The sequence below is a fragment of the Pseudomonas sp. 43(2021) genome (genome assembly GCF_017490805.1).
Classification (GTDB): Bacteria; Pseudomonadota; Gammaproteobacteria; order Pseudomonadales; family Pseudomonadaceae; genus Aquipseudomonas.
Window position 1 is genome coordinate 12,055 of record NZ_JAFGYJ010000040.1, and the last position, 23,454, is coordinate 35,508.

The 23,454-nt window shown below is 62.6% G+C and carries 20 protein-coding genes; 8 read left to right on the forward strand and 12 right to left on the reverse strand.

The window, feature by feature from the left end; translation table 11 throughout:
• The first annotated feature begins 30 nt into the window (after positions 1-30).
• Positions 31-1,173, forward strand: coding sequence for a GGDEF domain-containing protein (locus J5M71_RS24500; protein WP_207837922.1), 1,143 nt, complete (start codon positions 31-33; stop codon positions 1,171-1,173).
• An 88-nt stretch (positions 1,174-1,261) separates the two neighbouring features.
• Here the strand turns inward: J5M71_RS24500 and ppnN are convergent, their stop codons facing one another.
• Together ppnN and J5M71_RS24510 are read right to left on the reverse strand one after the other, a co-directional pair.
• The gene (gene ppnN, locus J5M71_RS24505) at positions 1,262-2,635 is read right to left on the reverse strand and encodes a nucleotide 5'-monophosphate nucleosidase PpnN (RefSeq protein ID WP_207837924.1); all 1,374 of its coding nucleotides are present in this window, start codon (positions 2,633-2,635) and stop codon (positions 1,262-1,264) included.
• A 210-nt stretch (positions 2,636-2,845) separates the two neighbouring features.
• The gene (locus tag J5M71_RS24510; protein ID WP_207837926.1) at positions 2,846-3,907 is read right to left on the reverse strand and encodes a YeiH family protein; all 1,062 of its coding nucleotides are present in this window, start codon (positions 3,905-3,907) and stop codon (positions 2,846-2,848) included.
• 111 nt (positions 3,908-4,018) lie between these two features.
• Here J5M71_RS24510 and J5M71_RS24515 point away from each other — a divergent pair, with 111 nt between their 5' ends.
• Entirely contained in the window at positions 4,019-4,906 is an 888-nt protein-coding gene (locus tag J5M71_RS24515) for a LysR family transcriptional regulator (protein ID WP_207837929.1), read from the forward strand.
• Between the two features lie 49 nt (positions 4,907-4,955).
• Here the strand turns inward: J5M71_RS24515 and J5M71_RS29590 are convergent, their stop codons facing one another.
• The 8 genes from J5M71_RS29590 to J5M71_RS24555 all read right to left on the reverse strand — a co-directional run bounded on the left by J5M71_RS29590 (position 4,956) and on the right by J5M71_RS24555 (position 13,171).
• Entirely contained in the window at positions 4,956-6,248 is a 1,293-nt protein-coding gene (locus J5M71_RS29590; RefSeq protein ID WP_207837932.1) for a PAS domain-containing protein, read from the reverse strand.
• Position 6,249: 1 nt separating this feature from the next.
• Entirely contained in the window at positions 6,250-7,524 is a 1,275-nt protein-coding gene (locus tag J5M71_RS24525) for a GTP-binding protein (RefSeq protein ID WP_207837934.1), read from the reverse strand.
• Positions 7,525-7,535: 11 nt separating this feature from the next.
• The gene (nthB, locus tag J5M71_RS24530) at positions 7,536-8,183 is read right to left on the reverse strand and encodes a nitrile hydratase subunit beta (RefSeq protein WP_207837936.1); all 648 of its coding nucleotides are present in this window, start codon (positions 8,181-8,183) and stop codon (positions 7,536-7,538) included.
• A 36-nt stretch (positions 8,184-8,219) separates the two neighbouring features.
• Positions 8,220-8,801, reverse strand: coding sequence for a nitrile hydratase subunit alpha (gene nthA / locus J5M71_RS24535; protein ID WP_207837938.1), 582 nt, complete (start codon positions 8,799-8,801; stop codon positions 8,220-8,222).
• A gap of 88 nt (positions 8,802-8,889) precedes the next feature.
• Entirely contained in the window at positions 8,890-10,404 is a 1,515-nt protein-coding gene (locus J5M71_RS24540) for an amidase (protein ID WP_207837940.1), read from the reverse strand.
• A 187-nt stretch (positions 10,405-10,591) separates the two neighbouring features.
• Positions 10,592-11,116: a group 1 truncated hemoglobin gene (locus tag J5M71_RS24545; RefSeq protein ID WP_207837942.1), complete on the reverse strand. Its 525-nt coding sequence runs from the start codon at positions 11,114-11,116 to the stop codon at positions 10,592-10,594.
• Positions 11,117-11,154: 38 nt separating this feature from the next.
• Complete coding sequence (locus J5M71_RS24550; protein WP_207837944.1) at positions 11,155-12,021, reverse strand: transporter; 867 nt, start codon at positions 12,019-12,021, stop codon at positions 11,155-11,157.
• Positions 12,022-12,112: 91 nt separating this feature from the next.
• On the reverse strand, positions 12,113-13,171 hold the full coding sequence (locus tag J5M71_RS24555; RefSeq protein WP_207837946.1) for a phenylacetaldoxime dehydratase family protein: 1,059 nt from the start codon (positions 13,169-13,171) through the stop codon (positions 12,113-12,115).
• A gap of 525 nt (positions 13,172-13,696) precedes the next feature.
• On the opposite strand from J5M71_RS24555, the gene J5M71_RS24560 reads away from it, so the two are divergent.
• Positions 13,697-14,638, forward strand: coding sequence for a helix-turn-helix domain-containing protein (locus tag J5M71_RS24560; protein WP_207837948.1), 942 nt, complete (start codon positions 13,697-13,699; stop codon positions 14,636-14,638).
• Positions 14,639-14,974: 336 nt separating this feature from the next.
• On the opposite strand, the gene J5M71_RS24565 is transcribed toward J5M71_RS24560, so the two are convergent.
• Positions 14,975-15,568: a cupin domain-containing protein gene (locus J5M71_RS24565; RefSeq protein WP_025338781.1), complete on the reverse strand. Its 594-nt coding sequence runs from the start codon at positions 15,566-15,568 to the stop codon at positions 14,975-14,977.
• Positions 15,569-15,914: 346 nt separating this feature from the next.
• Between J5M71_RS24565 and glnT the strand changes: the two genes are divergently transcribed.
• The 5 genes from glnT to J5M71_RS24590 all read left to right on the forward strand — a co-directional run bounded on the left by glnT (position 15,915) and on the right by J5M71_RS24590 (position 21,721).
• Positions 15,915-17,249 (forward strand): type III glutamate--ammonia ligase, encoded by a 1,335-nt coding sequence (gene glnT / locus J5M71_RS24570; protein ID WP_207837950.1) that lies wholly within the window; start codon positions 15,915-15,917, stop codon positions 17,247-17,249.
• Positions 17,250-17,316: 67 nt separating this feature from the next.
• Positions 17,317-18,222 carry a glutamine amidotransferase family protein gene (locus J5M71_RS24575; RefSeq protein WP_207837952.1) on the forward strand — a complete coding sequence of 302 codons (906 nt, stop codon included), beginning with the start codon at positions 17,317-17,319 and terminating at the stop codon, positions 18,220-18,222.
• 27 nt (positions 18,223-18,249) lie between these two features.
• A complete protein-coding gene (locus tag J5M71_RS24580) occupies positions 18,250-18,924 on the forward strand; it encodes a protein glxC (protein ID WP_102689157.1) in 675 nt (224 codons plus the stop codon).
• Positions 18,925-18,939: 15 nt separating this feature from the next.
• On the forward strand, positions 18,940-20,265 hold the full coding sequence (locus tag J5M71_RS24585; protein ID WP_207837953.1) for an FMN-binding glutamate synthase family protein: 1,326 nt from the start codon (positions 18,940-18,942) through the stop codon (positions 20,263-20,265).
• 151 nt (positions 20,266-20,416) lie between these two features.
• Complete coding sequence (locus tag J5M71_RS24590) at positions 20,417-21,721, forward strand: ammonium transporter (protein WP_207837954.1); 1,305 nt, start codon at positions 20,417-20,419, stop codon at positions 21,719-21,721.
• Between the two features lie 126 nt (positions 21,722-21,847).
• On the opposite strand, the gene J5M71_RS24595 is transcribed toward J5M71_RS24590, so the two are convergent.
• Positions 21,848-23,260: a cytosine permease gene (locus J5M71_RS24595; RefSeq protein WP_063913672.1), complete on the reverse strand. Its 1,413-nt coding sequence runs from the start codon at positions 23,258-23,260 to the stop codon at positions 21,848-21,850.
• Positions 23,261-23,454: the final 194 nt, after the last annotated feature.

A 23,454-nucleotide genomic window follows, 5' to 3' on the forward strand; every position in this document is an offset into this window, starting at 1 on the left:
AATCCATATATGGCGCTTGACCCACCCACGATGCTGACTATCTCGATCGCCCTGGCTGCCGCAGCTGCATTGTATCTGGCGATCGAGTGGCGCAGCGTTCGCGAGCCATCGCTGCTGTTCTGGAGCGCAGGCTTTGCCACCATCACGATGGGTTCCACCCTGGCCTTGCTGCGCGGCATCGGCTTGTTGCTGATTGGTATCTGGTTCGCCAACGGCTTGCTGGTGGTGGCGCACTGGTTCTTCCTGGCAGGGGTGTTGCGCTTTACCCAAATGCGGCTGTCGCGTATCTGGTTGTCGGTCGTGCTGGTGTGGTTCGCCTTGCTGCTGTTGCCTGTGGGGCCGCAGTGGTCGAAGGTGATGCTGATGGTCAACTCGTTGCTGGTGGCGCTGTTGACGCTCAAGGCCAGTTGGCTGTTGCGGCCGCATGGCAAGTCGCTGAGTGTTGGCGCTGTGCAGTTGCGCTATGTATTGCTGGTTCACGGCTTGTTCTATGTGGCCAAGGCGATCATTGCGATCACACCAGGTACGCTGATTGACCTGGCCACCTTCGGCGGGCTGATCATTCAGGTGTCCTTGGTCGAAGGCGCGATGGCGATCATGCTGATTGCCTTGTCGATGACCGGCACTGTGCGCTACCGGCGCGAGGTGCGTATTGCCCGGCTGGCAGCCCGTGATCCGTTGACTGCGCTGTACAACCGGCGCGCGCTGGAGGTGCGGGCGGGGCCTTTCTTCAAGGAAGTGAGCCCGGCTCAGCCCGGGGCCTTGCTGCTGATCGACATCGACAATTTCAAGCTGGTCAACGACCTGCACGGGCATGTTGCAGGGGACCGCTTGCTGATTGCCTTGAGCGAGATGATACGCACGGTGCTGCCCGAGCGCTCGCTGGCGGCGCGGCTGGGCGGTGATGAGTTCGTCATTCTGCTGTGTGGTGCGAGCAGCGAGCGGATCATGGAGCTGGGTGGGTTGTTGCGCGAACAGTTCCAGCAGTTTGCCAGCAAGACGGTGCCTACGCCGCAGCCGGTCACCTTGAGTATCGGCGCCAACCTGTTCGACCAGCCGCCGGCGAGCCTGGCGGCGTTGATCGAGCAGGGGGATGTGGCGTTGTACCAGTCCAAGCGCGGAGGGCGCGACAGTATCCGCTTCGTCGAACGGCCGATGGCCGACCTGAGCTAGTAGCAGTTTTGCCTTTGCCTTTGCTTCTGAGCGCTTGAACTGTCGCGCGCTTAGAAGCAAAAGCCGAAGCAACAGCAACAATGGCGAATCAGGTCACCACCTGGTAGCACGGTACATACGCCGCGCCACCAGGCAACTTCATCCGATGCTGGTCAACGAACGCCTGCAACAGCCGACCCAGTGGGTCCAGCACGGCGCTGTCGCCGCGGATCTGATACGGCCCGTGTTCCTCGATCAGGCGGATGCCCTTGTCCTTCACGTTGCCGGCGACGATGCCGGAAAACGCCCGGCGCAGGTTGGCGGCCAGTTCGTGGGCCGGCAATTCGCGGCGCAGGTCCAGGTCGGCCATGGCCTGGTGGGTCGGGTCGAACGGGCGCTGGAAGCTCTCCTCGATCTTCAGTAGCCAGTTGAAGTGGAAGGCATCGTTGCGCTCGCGGCGGAACTGCTTCACCGCCTTGAGCCCTTCGACCATGTGTCGGGCGACTTCCGCCGGGTCGTCGATGATGATCTCGTACAGGCGGTGCGCCGCTTCACCCAGGGTGGCGCCCACGAAGGCGTGCAACTGTTGCAGGTACGGCTCGGCGCTGCGCGGGCCGGTGAGTATCACCGGGAACGGCAGGTTCTGGTTGTCCGGGTGCATGAGGATACCCAGCAGGTAGAGGAACTCCTCGGCCGTGCCGGCCCCCCCCGGGAAGATGATGATGCCGTGGCCGACACGGACGAAGGCCTCCAGGCGCTTCTCGATGTCCGGCAGGATCACCAGTTCGTTGACGATCGGGTTGGGCGCTTCGGCGGCGATGATGCCCGGCTCGGTCAGGCCCAGGTAGCGGCTGCCGTGCATGCGCTGCTTGGCATGGGCAATGGTGGCGCCCTTCATCGGGCCCTTCATCACGCCCGGGCCGCAGCCGGTGCACACGTCCAGCTTGCGCAGGCCCAGCTCGTGGCCGACCTTCTTGGTGTACTGGTATTCCTCGCTGCTGATCGAATGGCCACCCCAGCACACCACCATCTTCGGCTCCACGCCCGGGCGCAGGGTGCGGGCGTTGCGCAGCAGGTGGAAGACATAGTCGGTGATGCCCTGGGAGCTTTCCAGGTCGATGCGCTGGCTGGCCAGCTCGCTTTCGGTGTAGACGATGTCGCGCAGGGCGCTGAACAGCATTTCACGGGTACTGGCGATCATTTCGCCATCGACGAAGGCGTCGGCCGGGGCATTCAGCAGCTCCAGGCGCACGCCGCGGTCCTGTTGATGAATACGCACCTCGAAGTCCTGATAGGCCTCGAGGATGGTCTTGGCATTATCGACATGGGCGCCGGTGTTGAGGATGGCCAGGGCGCACTGGCGGAACAGGGTATAAAGGCTACCGGTACCGACTTCACTCAGTTGCTGCACTTCACGTTGTGACAGCGTCTCCAGGCTGCCTTTGGGGCTGACGGATGCATTGATGACATGGCGTTGAGGCATCTAAGTCTTTCCTGTGCGGGTAAAACATCCTTCTTTGACAACACCATACCGAGAAATGCGGGCGGCAACGAGGGGGGAGTGGAAAAAGCTTGAGACCCGGTTGGCTTCTTCGCGGGCTTGCCCGCTCCCACAGGGACCGCGCAGCGCTCAAGGTTTGCGCTGTACCTGTGGGAGCGGGCAAGCCCGCGAAGAAGCCAGCACGGTCTCAAGTCAGCCCAACAGCCTCTGCACGCCAAGGGTAATTGCCACGCCGCCAAACACCAGCCAAAGGTTGAGAATCGCTCCGGTCGCCAGCGCCCGTGGCCCGGCCTGGCGAATCTGGCTGAAGCGCGTCTCCATTCCCAGCGCGGTCATGGCCATGGTCAGGGCAAAGGTATCCAGGCTGTTGACCGCCTGCGTCACGCTACCCGGCAGCACTTGCAGCGAATTCACCAGCACCAGCGCGAGGAAGCCGAAGGCGAACCAGGGCATGGCGATGCGCCCGTTGCCCTGTGCCTGGCCCGGCTGGCGTGCGCGGCTGATCCAGAGGCCCACCACCAGGAGTACCGGTACCAGCAACATCACCCGGGTCATCTTGACGATGGTGGCGATATGCGTGGCCTCGGGGCTGACGTTGCTGGCCGCACCGACCACCTGGGCCACCTCGTGAATGGTGCCGCCGAGGAACAGCCCGGCGCCCATGGTGTCCAGGTGCAGCCAGCCGGCATTGATCGCCAATGGGTAGAGGAACATCGACAGGGTGCCGAACAGCACCACGCTACCAACCGCCATGGCGCTTTTGTGCGGGGCACTGCGCAGGGCCGATTCGAAGGCCAGTACCGCAGCGGCGCCGCAGATGGCGCTGCCGGCCGCGGTCAGAAGGGCGGTATCGCGGTCCAGCTTGAACAGCCTCATGCCGCACCACAGGCCGATCAGCAGGGTGCTGGACACCACCAGTAGCGACACGATGAGCCCGGACCAGCCGACTTCGGCAATTTCCTGCAGGCTTACCCGTAGGCCGAAGAAGGCCACGGCAATGCGCAGCAGGCCGCGAGCGGAAAAGTTGATGCCCGCTGCCCAGCTCGCCGGTACGCCGTCACGCAGCGCATTGCCGTACAGCGCACCGGCGACGATACCGACGATCAGCGGGCTGATGCCCAGGTTGGCGATGGCGGGCAGGGCGGCCAGCTGGGTGACCGCAAGCGCGAAAAGCGCGACGAACAGAATGCCATTGAGCCGCCCTCGGGTGGAGAGGGTAGGTGCAAAGGCGGGGTTGGACGGAACCGTGGCCATGTGAGTCCTCCGGAAAGGTATTTCGACATGACCTACGTTAATCTGGTTATAAGCTTATAAAAAATCGTAATTTAGGATGGCAAATATCCGTATAGCTGATACTTTTCAATTATGACCCCAGAACAACTGATAACGTTCGCCACCGTCGCCGAGCACGGCAACATCAGCCATGCGGCCCAGGCCCTGCACCTGTCGCAGCCAGCGGTGTCTGGCCAGCTCAAGCTGCTGCAGGAGGCCTTTGGCGAGCCCCTCTATCAGCGCGCCGGTCGTGGTGTACGGCTGACAGCAGCCGGCGAGCAGTTGCTGGCCCATGCCGAGCGCCTGCGCGAAACCTTCCGCCAGGCCCAGGCATTGCGCGAGGCCATGCGCGGGCTGGAACGCGGTACCTTGCGCATCGGCGCCAGTACCACGCCGGCCAGTTACCTGCTGCCCTACCTGATTGCCGATTTCCATGCCCGCTACCCGGAGGTGCTGGTGAGCACTTCCAACGGCAATACGGCGGAAATCGTCGCTGCGCTGGACAGCGTCGATATCGCCCTGATCGAAGGGCCGCCTGGGCAGGAACTGCCATTGGGCACGGCGGTGACAGCGTGGCGGGAAGACGAGATCGTGGCCATCGTGCCGCGTGGTCATCCGCTGGCGAGCAGTGACCAGCAGACGCTGGCATCGCTGGGGGCCTACCCGTTGGTGCTGCGCGAGAGCGGCTCGGGTGTGCGGCAGATCGTCGAGCGGGCATTTGCCCGCAGTGGTGTGGCGATGCGCGTGGCGCTGGAGATTGCCGGGGTGGAAGGGGTGAAGGAGGCGGTGCGGGCCGGGATGGGGATCGGATTTGTGTCGGCGATGTCGATCCGGCATGAAGATGGGGCGTTGCAACGCTTGCAGGTTGTGCCGCAGGCGTTGGTGCGGCGGTTTTCCATTCTGGTGCCGCATGCCGCTACCCCGTCGCGGGCGGCGGCGCGGTTTCTCGAGTTGTGTGTTGGCCCGCAAGAGGTGGGGTAACGTACCTGATTGGAATTGTTTTGAATCGTCAACCCTGCGCTGGCACGGGTTAGCTGTCGATCATCTGCGCCGCTTGCTGGGTTGCCTGGCTTGTACGGGTTGCAAGCTTGCGCACCTCGTCCGCCACCACCGCAAAACCGCGCCCGGCTTCGCCCGCACGCGCCGCTTCGATGGCGGCGTTCAAGGCCAAGAGATTGGTCTGGCTGGCGATGCCCTGGATGGTGGCGACGATGTGTGTCAGTTTGCCAAGGGTCTCCTGCATCACCTGGTGTTGTTGCGCCTGCGCCTCGCGGATGGTGCTTTCTTCATGCCGGGCATGGATATCGGTTATAGCCCCGACGACCCGCAACGGCGCGCCATCCTGGCCACGGCGGGTTTGCCCGCGGCCGCGGAACCAGCGGTAGGCGCCGCTTTGGTGCCGGAGTCGGTACTCGACATCGAAGGGGGTGTTGCCGCTGCGATCGTCGACATGGGCGACAAACGCCGAGATTGCGCGGGCGCTGTCGTCGGGGTGCAGGCGTGAGGTCCAGCTTTCCAGGGTGTTGGGGAATTCTTCGACGGTGGTGCAACCGAGCAGCCTGCGCATCTGCGATGACCACCAGATGGTGTTGCTCGGGTTGGCCGGGTCGCCAGCCACGACCTCGATATCCCACAGGCCGTCATGGAGCATCTCGCGGGAAATGTCGAAACGTTCGGCGGCCAGTTCCAGCTCCTGAATATGCAGCTGTTGTTCATGGATGTCCCGCAGGGTGCCCGCTGTGGCGATTGCAACGCCGTTTGCATCGCGTAGCGAACTGCCGCTGACCCTGCACCAGCGGTAGTCACCGTCGGCTGTGAGTTTCATGCGTACGTCCAGTGCAAACGGCGTGCGTCCGCTGCGGTCGGCGAGATGCCGGGCCAGGGCTTGCATATGGGCGTTGCGATCAGCCGGATGCAACCGTTCGTTCCACTGGCCCAGCCGGGGCAGGTGCGGCGCGTGGATCGAAGCCGAGCCTGTCCACTCCATCACGCACTCCGGCGCGGGTGTGGCAGCGGCGGATGGCTGCAGTTGCCAGAACAGCTCATCGGCACCTTGGGTGGCCAGTACCCAGCGTACATCCAGTTGCCGCACCCACTCGTCGCGGTCAGCCAGGCGCTGTTCTAGCTGGCTCACCTGAGAGGCAAGTTCGCGCGCCTGCTCCTTGAGCGTGCGCCGCTCTTGGAGCAGTTGCTCGACGCCTGTGAGGATGCGCCGCAGTAACGGGTTGCGCGACGACAACGGCGCGCTCGGCTGATCGGGCTGGTCGAGGCGGTCGGCGAGTGGGGCCAATACCCAGCGGCTGGTGCGATTAAAAAAAAGCATGCTACATCTCCAACGGGATAGCGGCGGCAGCCGGGAGGGGCTGCATCTGGCTGGCCGACAAGGCGAGTCTGTCAAAGACATTTGCCCATGGGAGCGTTGGCCAAGCCGACGGACCCATGGTGATTTCGTCTGCGCTCAGCAGGCAATGGTCGAGTTCGCGTTGTAACGTTGCGGTGTCCAAGTCCTGTCCAATGAACACCAGCTCTTGCCGGCAATCGCCGACGATGCTGTCCCACTTGGCCATGATGCCCTGCAAGCGGTACTTGTCCTGTGGCCACTGCGCCGGGTCTATGAAATTCCACCAGTGGCCAACGTAGTCCCACTGAAACTGCTTGCCGCTGTGCACCAGCAGGCCGATTTCACGGTGGCGACTGGCGAGCCAGAAGTAACCTTTGCTGCGCAGCAGACGGCCATTGCCCCAGGGGCGGGAAAGAAATTCGAGCAGGCGTTGCGGGTGAAAAGGGGCACGCTCGCGGTAAGCCCACGAGGTCACGCCGTAGGTGTCCGACTCGGCAGTCGGAGCGTTGCCGGCGTCCATTTGCTTCATCCAGCCGGGCGCGGCGGCTAGGCTGGGCAAATCGAACAGCTGCGTGCCGAGGATTCTCGACAGTTCAACATTACCAGCGACCATCGGCAGGATCTGCGCGCCTGGATTGAGCCCGGCCAGCACCGCCCGCAGTGTCTGGTATTGCGTTTCGTCGATCAGGTCGCGCTTGTTGACCAGAATCACGTTGGCATACTCGACTTGCTCGACCAGCAGATCAGCTAGCGGGCGCCGCGGCATATCCGCAGCGCTGTCGGCACGCTCGACGGTTTCGGGTGAGTCGAGCAGAGCTTGGAACTGGCTGGCATCGACCACCGTGACCAAGGTATCCAGCCGCGCCAGTTCGCTGAGGCTGAAGCCCTCGGTGTCGAGAAAGGCAAAGGTCTCGGCGACCGGCATCGGTTCGGAGATGCCGGTGGATTCGATCAGTAGATAATCGAAGCGCTGCTGGCGCGCGAGCGCGCTGATCTGCTCGAGCAGGTCGGCGCGCAGGGTGCAGCAGATGCAGCCGTTGCTCATCTCGATCAACTCGTCCTGGCCGCGGTGCAGCGTTACATCACGCTGAACCTCGGCGACATCGATATTGACCTCGCTCATGTCGTTCACGATCACCGCCACTTTCAAACCCTGGCGATTGCGCAGGATATGGTTGAGCAGGGTGGTCTTGCCTGCGCCGAGGAAGCCGGAAAGGACCGTTACCGGAAGTCGGCCTGCCGCGGCGCCGGCAGCCATGCGCTCACCGCTCACGGGCTGTCGACCTTATCAAGGTAGCTTTCGAACAGGTCAACCACCACCAGGCCGTCGTCGGCGGCATCGCCCCACAGGTCTTGCACGCGGAACTCGACGTGGTAGGTCGGTTGATGCGCAGCGCTGCGGTCGCCGTGGCCGATTGCATCCGGGAACGGCCACTGCGCCGTAGTGCGGTGCAGCACCACGCCTTGCTTGCCACGTACATAGGCGGGCATGCGCACATGTCCGGCGACGTATTCATCTCGCACGATGACCCGATCGCCGACTTCAAACGGCGCGCGCCCGGTGATCGCCTTACGGCCTTGGGCATGGGCAGGGTTGGCCAGCTTGAAGTGCGAGCCGAGTGCTTCATCCAGTTCGGCTTGGGTGATGACGCCGGTCTCGACTAGCAGTGTGGCGGTCGCGATGACGTAGCGTTCGTAGTACTCAGTGCCGACATGCTGGCGCACATCGATGCGCTCCACTGCGTGACGGATTTCGTCGACGCTGAACTTGTTCATGTGGTCGGCGCCAATGAACATCAGGCTGTAGGCCAGGTGCTCCCAGTCCTGCTTGAACACTTGTTTGTAGCTCAGGCTGTTGATGCGGTGGGGCACTTTGCCAAAGCCCTGGAAACCGCCAAGATCGTGAAAGCCATCCATATTGAACACTCCGGAAGGTTAAGGGGGGCGGTCTACTCAGCCAACACGCGGCAGGGCGACACCGATCAGCACGTCTTTGGTGACCAGTTGGCGTAGCTGCTCTTCGCTCATGTGCTCCGAGCCTGCCGGCCGCTGCGGCAGCACCAGGTAACGACTTTCAGCGGTGGTGTCCCAGACCTTGATCACCACGTCTTCCGGCAACTCGGTGCCCAACTCCCGCAATACCGTGCGACCCTCCCGAACCAGTCGAGCGCGGAACTCGAAGCCCTTGTACCACTCGGGCGGCAGGCCCAGCACCGGCCAGTTGGTGCAGGAGCACAGGCTGCAGACGATCACGTTCTTCAGCTGCGGTGTATCTTCCAGGGCGACGATGTATTCACCCTGCGGCCCGGTGAAACCAAACTGGGCGCAGGCGGCGGTGCCGTCTTTGAGCAGCAGCTCGCGGAAGGCCGGATCGACCCAGGCCTTAGCGACGATGCGCGCGCCGTTATCTGGGCTCCAGCCGTGCTCCATCAGCTGGGTGAGTTGCTCAATGTAGCCTTCAGGGATGAGGTCTTTGCTCTTGAGCACTGCATACAGTGCCCGCGCCCTCTCGCCAGGGGTTGAAGTTACCGTCATGGGATTACTCCTCTCGTTCAACACGGTTGTCGAAGGTTGTTGCTGTTCTAGTTGTTTGGTTGTCGAGGCGCAGCGCCGGTTGTCTGCGCTATAGCGTGCGCCAGTCCACCGCGCCTTCGAATGCCGCTGCTGCCTGGTAGATTGTTCCCTCTGCGTAATGCTTGCCGACCAGCATCAGCCCAACGGGCAAACCGTCGACCAGGCCGCAGGGGACAGTCATGGCCGGGTGGCCGGTGATGTCCTGGGCGGCGGTGTTGCCGAGCATTTCCAATGCCCGCGAGACGTTTTCGGTGATAGAGCAATCCGCCGCCGGCAGCGGCTGGGCGGTGATCGGCACGGTCGGCATCACCAACAGGTCGAAGCGCTCCAGTGCCCTGTCGTAGCCGGCGCGGGCAAAGCGCGCGATGTTCTGCGCTTTGGCGTAATAACGGCCGTGGTAGTGGTCTAGGCCAAACTGGCCGACCAGCATGCACAGCTTGAGCGAAGGCGAGAGGGCGTCGGCCTGGGTGCGCCAGCCGACCTGTTTGTCGAGCAAGCCGACATCGTATAGGCCTTTCCAGTTAAAGCCTGCGCCGTTGCCATGCATCATCTGCATGGTTAGACCTTCGCAGCCAATCGGGCCCCACAGCATGCCGGCCAGGGTGTGTTCGGGAACCGAGACTTCCTCGACCACCGCGCCCAACGCTTCGAACCGAGCGATCGCGCTGCGCACCGATGTGGCAACCCGTGGGTCCAGGTTGGCTAGCTGGAACCCTTGCTGGAGAATGCCGATCCGCAGGCCGCGCACACCGCGATCAAGGTAGTGGCTGTAGGCATCAACTTCGGGCGCCCCCTGACGTGGATCGAGGCCGTCGGTGCCGGCCATCACTTCAAGCATCAGCGCGTTGTCGCGCACGTTGTTGGTCATCGGGCCGACATGATCAAACGTCGCCTCGACCGCCATCACCCCGGTATACGGCACCAGCCCGAAGGTCGGCTTCAGGCCGTAGATGCCGCACCATGCTGCAGGAATACGCGCCGAGCCGCCTTGGTCGCCGCCCACCGCCAGGTCAACTTCGCCGGCCGCCACCAGCGCCGCGCTGCCCGACGACGAACCACCACTACTGAAGCCTGGACGCAGTGGGTTGTGCACGGGCGCCGGGTCCGAGGTGTGGCTGGCGCCGGATAGGCAGTAGTGCTCGCAGGTGGCCTTGCCGAGAATGGTCACCCCAGCGTCGAGCAAGCGGGTGACCACCGTGGCATCGAACGCCGGTATGAAACCTTCCAGAGGCGCGGCGCCGTTCATCATCGGTACGCCGGCCAGCGAGATGTTGTCTTTCAATGCGAGCGTTTTGCCGAACAGCTTGCCTGAGCTGGCACCCGTCACTTCGGTGCGGTAATACCAGGCGTTCAGTGGGTTTTCTCGGCTGGACGGGCGATAACCGGCAGTGCGCTCGTAGCGCACCAGCGGGGTGAAGTCTGGTAGCTCGTCGACCAGGTCGTAGGCGTCGAGGCTGGGCTGCATAAGCGCCAAGTATTCGCTGGCTTGCTCGGTTGTCAGTTGCAGATGCAAGCGGTCGGCGAGTACCTGCAGTTGTTCGAGCGTCGGGCGGGTGATGGCCATGGTGTGTCCTGTTTCCGATGCTAGGGCGCAGGGCCCGGCAAATTGGCTGTTCGAGAGGCTCGCTGCGGCTGGGCCTGCTACTAAGCTAGCGCCAGCGCGCGGGCGGCACTTGGTTGAGCAGGACAGTCGCTTGGTTGAGAAGGACTGCCTTACGCCAGGTGCTGAGCGTCAGCTGGGGGGCGAGGGGTTACGGTTCCAGCTTGGGCACGGCGGCCTGTGCTGCCGCTTCGCTGCGGGCAGGCCAGACCACGCCCACGCTCTTCATGCCCTTGGCCGGGTCCATCTCAGGGTTGGCCAGCACCACGTCGCGGTAGGACGGGCTGCCGATCACCGCTGGCTTGAACTTGATTAGAAAATCGTTGACCTCCTGACGCAGCTCCGGCGCCAAGTTGTAGTCGTTGTAACACTCCTCCAGGCAATCAAGCGTGGCTTGCCAGTGCACCTCGGTCAGGCCCATGCCTCGGTGGGCAGTGACCATGTCGCGGCCACGGTACTTGGCGCTGCCACCCCAGTGCTGGGAGAGGAAGTCGACAAAGTTGATGTGCTCTTTCTGGAAGGTCGACTCGGACATATGTGCCCAGATATGACCAATTGCCGGATGGGCCATGGTCTTGCGCAATACCGCGCCGGCGAACTGGTAGATAGCGTCGTAGCCGCCCAGGCGGGTGTACAGCGAAGGTTGTTGTTCGGTGGATGCGTGTTGGTCAGCCATTTGTGCGTGCTCCATTTCAGCTGAGGGTGGGCAGACGGTTAAAAGACCCGGACGTACCTGAGGTTCAGGCGGAAGTTTTCTTTCGGACCGTTTTCTACCGCGAGGTCACGCCCCAGTTGCATCTGCAACTGGTCCTGAGCGGTAAAGAACTTGGTGGCGGTAACGCGGAAGTTGGTGGTTTTGCTACGGTCGTCCTGGGAGGTGCCGTCCACTTGAGTTTCTCCACCCCAGGTGTGGCCTAAACCAACGGCTAGGGACGTGCCCGAGTCGATGATGTAGCGCCCCATTAGCTGCGCGGCGTATGACACATCCTGCTCACGGCGTACCGAGTTGACGGTGAAGTCGTCGTTGTCGCCGTACCAGATTGCATCACCGACTACATCGATCGCCCATTTATCGTCGAAGTGCTTGATGTAAGCGGCCTGCAGGTCGACCTTCCAGCGGTTTTCGCCCAGATTGAGCGCGTCTTTGCGGTCGTAGTTACCCGTTGGCGCGATGAGGTAAGCCGTAGCGCTGATCGTGTCGTTCGCCTCATTGAGGCGGTACTTGAGCGGCGCGGTCAGGATGAGGTCACCGATGCCGCTGGTGCTGCCCAGAACCGAGGCGTCACCGCCGCTGGAAACATGGCCGAACGGCAGCAGAAACTGCGGCTCGATGGTGAGACGGTCGGTCAATTCATAGACGTGCAGCAAACGCAAGATGCCGACGTTAGAGGTCAGGTTGAAGTCCGAGCTGGCCTTGTGGCCTTGGGCGTAGGCGCTGTCGGTGGTGGAATGCTGGTAATAGACCACACCGATGGTTTTACCCGCCGGCAGCACTTCATAATCCCCTGGCGAAACTTCAACTGCTTGCGCAGACAGGCACGGCGCGGCCGCTGCAAGCATCAGGTAACGGAGCTGTTTCATGGACTAAGTCCTTATCTTGGGTCAAAACGCGGGCAAAAAGAGCCCGCTGTCGTAATAACGACAGGTGCAGGGCTAAACGTGGAGTTCGTTGTTAGTTAGCGCTTACTTGCGCGTCACGCAACATGCCGGTGTGCGGGTGGCAGTTGATGTATTCGAACACCTGGGTGCTCGCATCCGACACCGACACCTCGTGGTAGAGCCGCAACTTCTCAAGCCCCGCAGCCACTCGAAAGAAGGTGACGAAGATGCGTAAATGGGTCGGATGGGATTCGGCCCAGCGCTCGAGTTTTTCCAGCGAACGCCAGTGGCCGATGTTGTAACTCATGTCCAGGAAGTTACCGTCCGCATCGATATTGCGTACAAAGCGATTGCTGTAACAGCCCAACGGTTGGCCGTTGTCGCGCAAGAAGTCCATGCCGTCCTGCAAAGTCGGCAAGATCTCATCCAGGTACAACGAGCGCTCCGCCGCCTCCGCCGCTGCCCAGTCCTGCCCCGAGCGAATCAAGGCGATGTTGTCATGGCCGATCACTACTACTCGACCACCCTTGGCTGGGTCGCCAGACACTACTCTCAGCTCGCCATTGGGGTTCATCCAGTCGGTTTGCGACATCGGGAAACGGTCGCGCATCGAGCCCCAGTAACCGTGCTCCTCGATTTCGCCACTGGTGTTGTCCATGACCGCGCCAACGCCGGGCAAGTCGTTTTGAAACGCATACAACGTCTCGAACTGCTCCGCCCGCGGAGCGGAGATCTCGCGGTAATAACCCAGGCCATCATTCAAGCGCTGCGGTGAATTCCACCAGCCATCCACCTCGGCCGAGCGCAACCAGCGGCAATAGGCGCCAGCGTCCTTCCAATAGCCGACGATCATCAGGTTATCGTAGCCACTGCTGTCGGTGTGGTGAGTCAGGTCGTAGGTCAGCGGGCCGTTGGCCAGACTGAAGCTGGCAGCGATGTCGCGCATCGCCTGTAAGGCCAGTTCGCGCTGGCTATCACCTTTGTATTGCACGCCCAGGTAAGCCATCACCACCTGAGTCAAATGCTCATCAGCGCGGCCAACCCACATAGGGAAGGGCGGCTGGTAATCGTCAGGCACTCGGCGCGATAACGTCCGCGGGCACTTGAGGTGTTTGTCGATTGCAGATTCCATCACAGGCTCCTTGTTATTTTTGGTTCAGGCACACGCTCAGTATCAAGGGCAGCACTCGCCAGCCGGGCTCGCATGGCGCAGGCCCCCCACTCAAGCAGCCACGACAGGAATTCTTCGGGCGCCAGGTCACGCATATGCAGCCACCTGAACTCATCGGCCACTTGCTGTTGTTGTGTGAATTGCATGGGTCACCTCGCCGGCATGGGTCGCTGAATTGCCGCAAGGGTCAAGTTAGGCAGGACCGACTAGCCCCGCTTTGTTCGCAAGGACAACTGTTTGGTTGGAAAAGACAGGGCCAAAACACTCACCCGAGTACGAACCGCAATGGTGCGGTGCACCACGGAAATCAGGTCTTTTGCCCTGAAATGGGGAGGGGTAGTTGATGCTGTTAACAGGTACGCGCTGACACAATCACGCAGTGGATTCCTTTGCGCCAACCCAGACCAATGGCGTGTTTTTTGCCTATATCACCCGCGGTAACAGTGCCCCGTTTTCTCCCTTTGTTGAATCAAGGTGAGTGCCATCATGGCTGAGACCAACCAATATTCCACTCTTGTCGTTCCGCCCGCTCGCCGCTTTGATTACTGGCGGGAAGTGGTCTGCCATCATTGCCTATCGGCAGACAGCAAACCCTCGTCGCAGGGCGATTTCGAAGGTGCGCTGCAGGTCAACGGAATTGGCCCCCTTGACATCACCACCCTGTCCTCGCCGCTGCATCACTGGGTGCGCTCCGAGCACCATTTGCGCCGCGACCCCGCCGAAGATATCTGGCTTGGATTCACCCTCGACGGCCATGGAGAAATCGAACAACACACCCGCAAAGCCAGCCTCACGGCGGGTAATTTGTTTCTTTACGACGCAACCAAACCGTTCCGCTTCAGCCTCGGTGGTACCGAAAACCACCTGATCCGCATCCCTCGCCCGCTGCTTGCTCAGCGCCTGCCCCGCATCGGCGACTTCACCGCGCTGGTGCTGGATGAAGCACGCCCCGGTGTGATCCCGCTGCGGCAGATGATTGGCCAGGCGGCCAGTTCAGTCGCGCTCTTGCAGGACGAAGGGATTTCCCGACGCTACTCCAACACCATCATTGATTTGCTGGTGCTCAGCCTGGAGCTGCAGGACCTTAATACCACTCATAAAGAGCTGGATTTGTATGAGCGGATCATGAACTACATTCAGCGGCATTTAACCGAGCCGGAGCTGTCGATCGAAACGATTGCGCTGGCGCACCATGTGTCAACGCGCACGGTGACCCGGGCGTTTGCGCGGCATCAGAAGTCGCCGGTTGCGGAGATTTGGAAGGAGCGGCTGAATGCTAGCCGCGTGGCGATTGAGTGTGGGCATGTTAGGAGTGTTTCGCAGGCGGCGTTGGAGTTCGGGTTTTCGGATTTTTCGCATTTTAGTCACGCGTTTAGGAAGGCGTTTGGGGTGGCGCCGCGTACTTTGTTGCGAGGAAGTGGAGGGTGACCATGGCCACCATCTGTTTTATAGGCTTTGCAAGAAACCTCAAATGAACATCGAGTCGCCTACTGCAGCGACCTCGATGTCGGACAGCGCGTCCAAGTCGAAATAGCCAACCGCACGCTTCCGAATGAGCCCGGACGAACTGCCCGGTGCAAAAAAGACGCTACAGCGTAGGAATTGTGAAACGAGGCTGTTTTACTCGCCAATACCGCACCGATCAGCCCACGGAGCGGGGCTGGTCGATGTGTGCATTACTTTTGTAGGCACAGCTCGGAAGCCGATCGCGGGCGACGTGTGCTTGTCTGATCGCGACACCGGTTGTTACCTTGCTGCGCCGCGTCACTCGTCGCCGTAGTTCATGATCGACAACAGGCGGATGGGTACCTGCACCAGTTGCTCGGGGCCGTGCGGGGTCTCGCCGTCGAAGGTCAGGCTGTCGCCGGCCTGCATGTGATAAAGCTGGTTGCCGTGGCGGTACACCAGTTCGCCCTCCAGCAAGTGGAGGAACTCGGTGCCGGGGTGGGCGAAGGTCGGGAACTCTTCACTGGCGTCGTCCATGGTCACCATGTAGGCCTCGAAGTTTTTCTTCGGCCCCCTGGCGTGATTGAGCAGATGGTAGGTGTGGCCTTTCTCGGTACCGCGGCGCACTACCTCCAGCCCTTCACCGGCTTTCACCAGCAAGGCATTGCCGTCGGGCTGGTCATATTGGCTGAACAGCTTGGCCATCGGCATGCCCAGCACGTCGCACAAGCGGCTGAGAGTGTCGAGGCTGGTGGAAACCTGGGCGTTCTCGATCTTGCTCAGCATGCCTTGGCTGATGCCGGCGATGCGTGCGACATCGGCGAGTTTGAGGGACTGGGCCTGGCGTTGACGCTTGATCTGCAGACCCAGGTACTGCTCCAGGCGAAGGCGCGGTTCGGTTTCGGTTGGCATCGAATGTCCTGCAAGGTTTCAGTTCAAGAATAAATTTTTCGCACTGAGAAAGTGCGAAAGGCAACTGCATTGGCAGCTTCTTTCCTCGGGTGAAAACAAGTTTCCCATAAATGGAGCATGAAAATCTGCCTGGGTTTTGTGCTGCCTGTATCGGCCTCTTCGCGGGCAAGCCCGCTTCCACAGGGCTTTGCGGCGAACTCTGTGGGAGCGGGCATGCCCGCGAAGAGGCCCGCTCAGACACCGCAAGGTTGCACCCTGAACAAAGTTGGCAAGCGCATTGCATTCCTGTGAGGAAAGTAAGTTTCTCATGCGGAATCATTGCCCCTTGCCCAGGAGTGTTCAACCCATGTTGCCAGCAGAAACCCAGCGCACCCTCGATCAGCACGGCATCAAGTACGTGCTGGCACAGTTCGTCGATATCCATGGCTCGGCGAAGACCAAATCGGTGCCGGTATCGGGCCTGAAGATGGTGGCCGAGGAGGGCGCCGGCTTTGCCGGGTTCGCCATCTGCGGCATGGGCATGGAACCGCACGGCCCGGACTTCATGGCCCGCGGCGACCTTTCCACCTTGATTCCGGTCCCGTGGCAGCCGGGCTACGGCCGTGTGGTGTGTGTAGGCCACGTAAACGGCCAGCCCTGGCCCTACGACAGCCGCTACGTGTTGCAGCAGCAGGTGCAGCGCCTGGCCGACAAGGGCTGGACCCTGAACACCGGGCTGGAGCCCGAGTTCAGCCTGTTCCGCCGCGACGAGGATGGCAAGCTGCAACTGGTGGACGCCTCCGACAACCTCGACAAGCCGTGCTACGACTACAAGGGCCTGTCGCGCTCGCGGCTGTTCCTCGAGCGCCTGACCGAGGCGCTGCAGCCGGTGGGCTTCGACATCTACCAGATCGACCATGAGGACGCCAACGGCCAGTTCGAGATCAACTACACCTACAGCGACGCCTTGGAGTCGGCCGACCGCTTCACCTTCTTCCGCATGGCCGCCGGCGAGATTGCCAACGACCTGGGCATGATCTGCTCGTTCATGCCCAAGCCCGACCCCAAGCGCGCCGGCAATGGCATGCACTTCCACCTGTCGCTTGCCAGCAGCACCAACAAGAACCTGTTCCATGACCCGTCCGACAGCAGCGGCATGGGCCTGTCGAAGCTGGCCTACCACTTTGCCGCAGGCCTGCTGGCCCATGGCCCGGCGCTGTGCGCCTTCGCCGCGCCCACGGTCAACTCGTACAAGCGCCTGGTGGTCGGCCGTTCGCTGTCCGGCGCGACCTGGGCCCCGGCGTTTGTCGCCTACGGCGCCAACAATCGCTCGGCGATGGTGCGCATCCCCTATGGCCGCCTGGAATTCCGCCTGCCGGATGCCGGCTGCAACCCGTACCTGGTCACCGCCGCGATCATCGCTGCCGGCCTCGATGGCATCGACCGACAGCTGGAGCCGGGCGAGATGTGCAACGAAAACCTTTACAACCTCAGCCTGGAAGAGATCGCCGCACGCGGCATCAAGACCTTGCCACAGTCGCTAAAGGAAGCGGCCGACGCCCTGGAGGCCGACCCGCTGTTCCGCGAGGTGCTGGGCGCCGAAATCGTCGACGAGTTCATCAAGTTAAAGCGCATGGAGTGGGTGGAGTATTGCCGCCACGTCTCCGACTGGGAAATCCAGCGTTACACCGAATTCTTCTGACCGCCCCCCAATCCCTTGGGCGGCCAGCACGAAAGCGGTCGCCCACTGCCTAGTAAGGAGCATCACCATGTGTGGAATCGTAGGTCTGTACCTGAAAAAGCCCGAGCTGGAAGCCCAGCTCGGCAAACTCTTCGACCCCATGCTCAAGGCCATGACCGATCGTGGTCCGGACAGCGCCGGTTTTGCCATCTACGGCGATGAAGTGGCTGACGGCTGGATCAAGCTGACCCTGCAGGCCACCGACATCAACTATCCCTGGACCACCTTGATGGGCCGGCTGGAGGGCCGCCTGGGCTGTTCGCTGGACTGGTTCCAGAACGCCAGCGCCGCCGTGCTCAAGGTGCACTCCGATGAGGCCGCTGTCCGCGCCGCATTGGCCGAGCAGGCGCCCGAGGTACGCATCATGAGCGCCGGGCAGAGCATCGAAATTCTCAAGGGCATGGGCCTGCCGGCAGACATTTCCAGCCGCTTCGGCCTGGGCAGCATGAAGGGCAGTCACATCATCGGCCATACCCGCATGGCCACCGAAAGCGCCGTGACCATGGAAGGGAGCCACCCGTTCTCCACCGGTGCCGACTTGTGCCTGGTGCACAACGGCTCACTGTCCAACCACTTCCGCCTGCGCCAGCAACTCAAGCGCGAAGGCATCAGCTTCGAAACCGACAACGACACCGAAGTGGCTGCCGGCTACCTGACCTGGCGCCTGCAGCAGGGCGACAGCCTGGCCCAGGCCCTGGACGGCGCCCTGGAGGACCTCGATGGCTTCTTCACCTTCGCCATCGGCACCCGCAACGGCTTTGCCGTGATCCGCGACCCGATCGCCTGCAAGCCCGCCGTGCTGGCCGAGACCGACGACTACGTGGCCATGGCCTCGGAGTACCAGGCGCTGGCCAGCCTGCCGGGCATCGAAAACGCCAAGGTCTGGGAACCGGCCCCGGCCACCCTGTACGTCTGGGAACGCAAAAGCGCCTGACCTGCCACCGAACCACTGGAGAACCCCATGAAGACGATCGACCTTTCCAGCACCTCGGTGCGTGTCCTCAACCAGTCCTTGCACGGTGAGGTGCAGGACCACGAATGGCGGGTGACCCACCCCGACGGCAAGCACAACCTGGCCGTGGGCATCAACGCCGCCGTGGCCGTGGATATCGAAGGCCACGCCGGCTATTACTGCGCCGGCATGAACCAGCAGGCCAGCGTCACCGTGCATGGCAACGTCGGTGTCGGCGTGGCCGAGAACATGATGTCCGGCTCGGTGCGGGTCAAGGGCAGCGCCTCCCAGGCCGCCGGCGCCACCGCCCATGGCGGGCTGCTGGTGATCGAGGGCGACGCCGGCGCGCGTTGCGGTATTTCCATGAAGGGCGTGGATATCGTCGTCGGCGGCAGCATCGGCCACATGAGCTGCTTCATGGGCCAGGCCGGGCGTTTGGTGGTGTGTGGCGATGCCGGCGATGCGCTGGGCGATTCGCTGTACGAGGTGCGCATCTACGTCAAGGGTTCGGTGCAGTCGCTGGGCTCGGACTGCATCGAGAAAGAGATGCGCGCCGAGCACTTGCAAGAGCTGCAGGAACTGCTGAACAAGGCCGGCCTGGACCACAAGGCCGCCGATTTCAAACGCTACGGCTCGGCTCGCCAGCTGTACAACTTCAAAGTCGACAACGCCAGCGCGTACTGATCCAGGAGCATTCCCATGAGCGAGCAATTCCCCCCGGTACTGCGTGAGTCGGCCACCTTCGATCGCCTGACCATCCAGGAAATCCAGCGTGCCGCTGAAACCGGCATCTACGACATTCGCGGTGGTGGCACCAAGCGCCGCGTGCCGCACTTCGACGACCTGCTGCTGCTCGGTGCCAGCGTGTCGCGCTACCCGCTGGAAGGCTACCGCGAGAAATGCGGCACCGATGTGCTGCTGGGCACCCGCTTCGCCAAGAAGCCGATCCACCTGAAAATCCCGGTGACCATCGCCGGCATGAGCTTCGGCGCGTTGTCGGCCAATGCCAAGGAAGCCCTGGGCCGTGGTGCGACCATCGCCGGCACCAGCACCACCACTGGCGACGGTGGCATGACCCCGGAAGAGCGCGGCCAGTCACAGCACCTGGTGTACCAGTACCTGCCGTCGCGCTACGGCATGAACCCCGACGACCTGCGCAAGGCCGATGCCATCGAGATCGTCCTCGGCCAAGGTGCCAAACCGGGCGGTGGCGGCATGTTGCTGGGCATGAAGGTGACCGAGCGCGTGGCTGGCATGCGTACTTTGCCGATTGGCGTCGACCAGCGCAGCGCCTGCCGCCACCCGGACTGGACCGGCCCGGACGACCTGGCGATCAAGATTGCCGAAATCCGCGAGATTACCGACTGGGAAAAGCCCATCTACGTGAAGATCGGCGCCAGTCGCCCGTATTACGACGTCAAGCTGGCGGTGAAGGCCGGTGCCGATGTGATCGTGCTCGATGGCATGCAGGGTGGTACCGCCGCGACTCAGGAAGTGTTTATCGAGCACGTCGGCATCCCGATCCTGTCGGCCATCCCGCAGGCAGTGCAGGCGCTGCAGGAAATGGGCATGCACCGCAAGGTGCAGTTGATCGTCTCCGGCGGCATTCGCAATGGTGCCGATGTGGCCAAGGCCATGGCCCTGGGGGCTGATGCGGTGGCCATTGGCACTGCGGCGTTGATCGCGCTGGGTGACAACCACCCGCGGCTGGATGCCGAACTGAAGAAGATCGGCTCGGCGGCAGGCTTCTATGACGACTGGCAGAACGGCCGCGACCCGGCCGGCATCACCACCCAGGATCCGGAACTGGCCAAGCGCCTGAACCCGGAGGAGGCGGGGCGCCGGTTGGCCAACTACCTGCGGGTGCTGGTGCTGGAGGCGCAGACCATGGCACGGGCGTGTGGCAAGTCGCACTTGCACAACCTGGACCCGGAAGACCTGGTGGCGTTGACCGTGGAGGCGGCGGCGATGGCGCGGGTGCCATTGGCGGGGACCGCATGGGTGCCGGGGCAGGCGCAATATTGAGTTGACCGTCGGGGGCCGCTTTGCGGCCCTTTCGCGACACAAGGCCGCTCCCACATATAGCCACCGCAACCCCTTGTGGGAGCGGCCTTGTGTCGCGATGGGCTGCAAAGCAGCCCCAGGGCACCCCCACCATTCACACAGGAGTGACTCCATGAAGCAACTCACCCTCGCTGTAATGTTGTTAGCCCTGACTTCCCGGGCCCACGCCGCCGAGCCCACCCTGGACACCGGCAACACCGCCTGGATGATCTGCGCCGCGATGTTCGTGCTGATGATGTGCATCCCGGGCCTGGCGCTGTTCTACGGCGGCATGGTGCGGGCCAAGAACCTCCTTTCGGTGTTCACCCAGCTGTTCGCCGTGGCCGGGGTGATCGGCATCCTCTGGGTGCTGTTCGGCTACAGCCTGGTGGTCGACACCACCGGCATGGTCGAGGGCCAGCTGACCTTCAACAGTTTCATCGGCGGGTTGGGCAAGGCGCTGATGCTGGACATCGGTCATGACAGCCTGGTCGGTACCATCCCGGAAGGGGTGTTCGCGGTGTTCCAGCTGACCTTCGCCATCATCACCCCGGCGCTGATTGCCGGTGGTTTCGCCGAACGGATGAAGTTCAGTGCTTCGTTGCTGTTCATGGCCGCCTGGTTCGTGCTGGTGTACGCGCCGATCGCACATATGGTCTGGGGCGGGCCGGGGGCGTTGATGGTCAACTGGGGCGTGCTGGACTTTGCCGGTGGTACCGCCGTGCATATCAACTCCGGCGTGGCAGCCCTGGCTGCGGCGTTGATGCTGGGCAAGCGCAAGGGCTACCCGCAGGTGGCCATGCCGCCGCACAACCTCGGCTTCACCCTGGTGGGCGCCGGGTTGCTGTGGGTGGGCTGGTTCGGCTTCAACGTCGGCTCGGGGCTGGCGGCCAACCAGGCGGCGGGGGTGGTGATGCTGGCGACCATGGTGGCGGCTTGTGCGGGGATTGTCGGCTGGTTGCTGACCGAGAAGGTGATGCATGGTCGGCCGACGGCCCTGGGTGCGGCTTCAGGGGCTTTGGCAGGTTTGGTCGGGATTACCCCGGCCTGTGCATTTGTCGGGCCGCTGGGCGCGCTGGTGATCGGGCTTTTGACCGGGGCCATCTGCTTCTTTGCCGTGACCCGGTTGAAGCAGGCACTGGGCTATGACGACAGCCTGGACGTGTTCGGCCTGCATGGCGTGGGCGGAATGGTCGGCGCGATACTGACCGGGGTATTTGCCGCGCCTGCGTTGGGCGGCTATGTGGAGGGCGCGTCGCCGATCGGGCAGGCACTGGTGCAGTTGAAGGGGGTGGCGTTCACCTTCGTGTATTGCTTCGTGGTGAGCTGGGCAATTCTCGGGGCGATCAAGCTGACCGTGGGGCTGCGGGCCAGCCGGGAAGAGGAAGAGCAGGGGCTGGACCTGGCGGAGCACAATGAGCGGGCTTATAACCTCTGATTGATGTGTTGCCTGTACCGGCCTCTTCGCGGGCTTGCCCGCTCCCACAGGGACACCACAGCTTTCGAGGCCGGTGACATTCCTGTGGGAGCGGGCAAGCCCGCGAAGAGGCCGGTACAGGTTGAATCAGTGCCCCATGGCCACCTTGGCACTCATCTGCCGGCGACGGTAGGCACTGTCACGGCTGGCCAGCCACCAGTACAGCGGCGAAGTGATCGCCAGCCCCACCAGCCACGACAGGTCAGCGCCGTTGATATGCTCGGAAATCGGCCCGACATACAGCGGCGTGTTCATGAACGGGATCTGCACCACGATGCCCACTGCATAGGCGATCAGCGCCTGCGGGTTGTAACGCCCGTAGATGCCGCCATCGACCTGGAAGATCGACTGGATGTCGTAGTCACCCTTGTGAATGGCATAGAAGTCGATCAGGTTGATCGCCGTCCACGGCACCAGCACCACCAGCAGCACCAGCACCATGTCGACGAAGTGGCCGATGAAGTCCGCCGAGGCGAACACCGCCACCACGCAGCAGGCCGACAGCACGATCAGCGACAGCACGGCACGGCTCTTGGCGGTAGGGATCCAGCGGTAGGCGAAGGTTTGCACCAGGGTGATGATCGACAGCACCGCACCATACAGGTTGAGGGCGTTGTGGCTGATTACGCTGAGCAGGAACAGCACCAGCATGATCGGGCCGAGGGTACCGGTGGCCAGCTTGACGGCGTCCATGGTGTCCATGCCGGCCGGGATCGCCAGCACCGCCACGGCGCCGAAGATGAACGACAGGCTCGAACCCAGGGCCGAGCCCAGGTAGGTAGTCCAGAACGTCGAGCTGACCTTCACGTCCGCCGGCAGGTAACGCGAGTAGTCCGACACATACGGCGCAAAGGCGATCTGCCACAGCGCCGCCAGCGACACGGTGGCCAGCCAGCCGGCCAGGTTGAACCCGCCGCGGGTGAGGAAGTCGTCGCTCTGCACGTGGCTGAAGATGTAGCCGAAGCCGACCACGATACCGATACCCAGCACCCAGGTGCCGATGCGGTTGAGCACGTGGATGAAGCGGTAGCCGATGATGCCGATGATGCCTGAGCCCAGCGCACCGATGACGATGCCCACCGGTACCGGTACGGCATCGACCACACCGTGCAGCGACTTGCCGGCGAGGACGATGTTGGAGGCGAAGAAGCCGATGTACATGACCCCGGCAATCACTACCACCAGCAGTGCACCAAGCGAGCCGAACTGGGCGCGGCTCTGGATCATCTGCGGGATGCCCATCTGCGGGCCTTGGGCCGAGTGCAGCGCCATCAGTACGCCACCGACCAGGTGGCCGACCAGGATGGCGACGATGCCCCATACCAGGTTCAGGTGGAACAGCTGCACACCCAGTGCGCCGGTGACGATGGGCAGCGGCGCGATGTTGCCGCCGAACCACAGTGTGAACAGATCCCTTACCTTTCCATGGCGGTCTTGCGGGGGCACGTAGCCGATCGTGTGTTTTTCTATGAGGGGTGCCGAATTGGCTGCACTGGTCATGACTGACTCCAAGGCAAGGTAGGGCATCGGGAACTGCCCGGGGGCGTGCCGGCGAAGGGCGACGCGTTCTTGTTGGAGCGATGATGCGGGGCGCGGGGATAACGAGAAATTAGTAAATATGTGCCCATAAACCTTAAAAAACCTAAGGCTGACAAAAGGTTAAGCGGGGGACGGTTGCAAGGAGGGTGCCACGG

Bases quoted from the DNA above. Each gene is read 5' to 3' on its own strand.
- J5M71_RS24585 (WP_207837953.1), top strand. From the start codon at position 18,940: ATGAGCGAGCAATTCCCCCCGGTACTGCGTGAGTCGGCCACCTTCGAT.
- J5M71_RS24560 (WP_207837948.1), top strand. From the start codon at position 13,697: ATGGCTGAGACCAACCAATATTCCACTCTTGTCGTTCCGCCCGCTCGC.
- J5M71_RS24595 (WP_063913672.1), bottom strand. From the start codon at position 23,260: ATGACCAGTGCAGCCAATTCGGCACCCCTCATAGAAAAACACACGATC.
- J5M71_RS24575 (WP_207837952.1), top strand. From the start codon at position 17,317: ATGTGTGGAATCGTAGGTCTGTACCTGAAAAAGCCCGAGCTGGAAGCC.
- nthA (WP_207837938.1), bottom strand. From the start codon at position 8,801: ATGACGGTAACTTCAACCCCTGGCGAGAGGGCGCGGGCACTGTATGCA.
- J5M71_RS24500 (WP_207837922.1), top strand. From the start codon at position 31: ATGCTGACTATCTCGATCGCCCTGGCTGCCGCAGCTGCATTGTATCTG.
- nthB (WP_207837936.1), bottom strand. From the start codon at position 8,183: ATGGATGGCTTTCACGATCTTGGCGGTTTCCAGGGCTTTGGCAAAGTG.
- J5M71_RS24515 (WP_207837929.1), top strand. From the start codon at position 4,019: ATGACCCCAGAACAACTGATAACGTTCGCCACCGTCGCCGAGCACGGC.
- glnT (WP_207837950.1), top strand. From the start codon at position 15,915: ATGTTGCCAGCAGAAACCCAGCGCACCCTCGATCAGCACGGCATCAAG.
- J5M71_RS24555 (WP_207837946.1), bottom strand. From the start codon at position 13,171: ATGGAATCTGCAATCGACAAACACCTCAAGTGCCCGCGGACGTTATCG.
- J5M71_RS24545 (WP_207837942.1), bottom strand. From the start codon at position 11,116: ATGGCTGACCAACACGCATCCACCGAACAACAACCTTCGCTGTACACC.
- J5M71_RS24540 (WP_207837940.1), bottom strand. From the start codon at position 10,404: ATGGCCATCACCCGCCCGACGCTCGAACAACTGCAGGTACTCGCCGAC.
- J5M71_RS24550 (WP_207837944.1), bottom strand. From the start codon at position 12,021: ATGAAACAGCTCCGTTACCTGATGCTTGCAGCGGCCGCGCCGTGCCTG.
- J5M71_RS29590 (WP_207837932.1), bottom strand. From the start codon at position 6,248: ATGCTTTTTTTTAATCGCACCAGCCGCTGGGTATTGGCCCCACTCGCC.
- J5M71_RS24525 (WP_207837934.1), bottom strand. From the start codon at position 7,524: ATGGCTGCCGGCGCCGCGGCAGGCCGACTTCCGGTAACGGTCCTTTCC.
- J5M71_RS24580 (WP_102689157.1), top strand. From the start codon at position 18,250: ATGAAGACGATCGACCTTTCCAGCACCTCGGTGCGTGTCCTCAACCAG.
- J5M71_RS24590 (WP_207837954.1), top strand. From the start codon at position 20,417: ATGAAGCAACTCACCCTCGCTGTAATGTTGTTAGCCCTGACTTCCCGG.
- J5M71_RS24565 (WP_025338781.1), bottom strand. From the start codon at position 15,568: ATGCCAACCGAAACCGAACCGCGCCTTCGCCTGGAGCAGTACCTGGGT.
- ppnN (WP_207837924.1), bottom strand. From the start codon at position 2,635: ATGCCTCAACGCCATGTCATCAATGCATCCGTCAGCCCCAAAGGCAGC.
- J5M71_RS24510 (WP_207837926.1), bottom strand. From the start codon at position 3,907: ATGGCCACGGTTCCGTCCAACCCCGCCTTTGCACCTACCCTCTCCACC.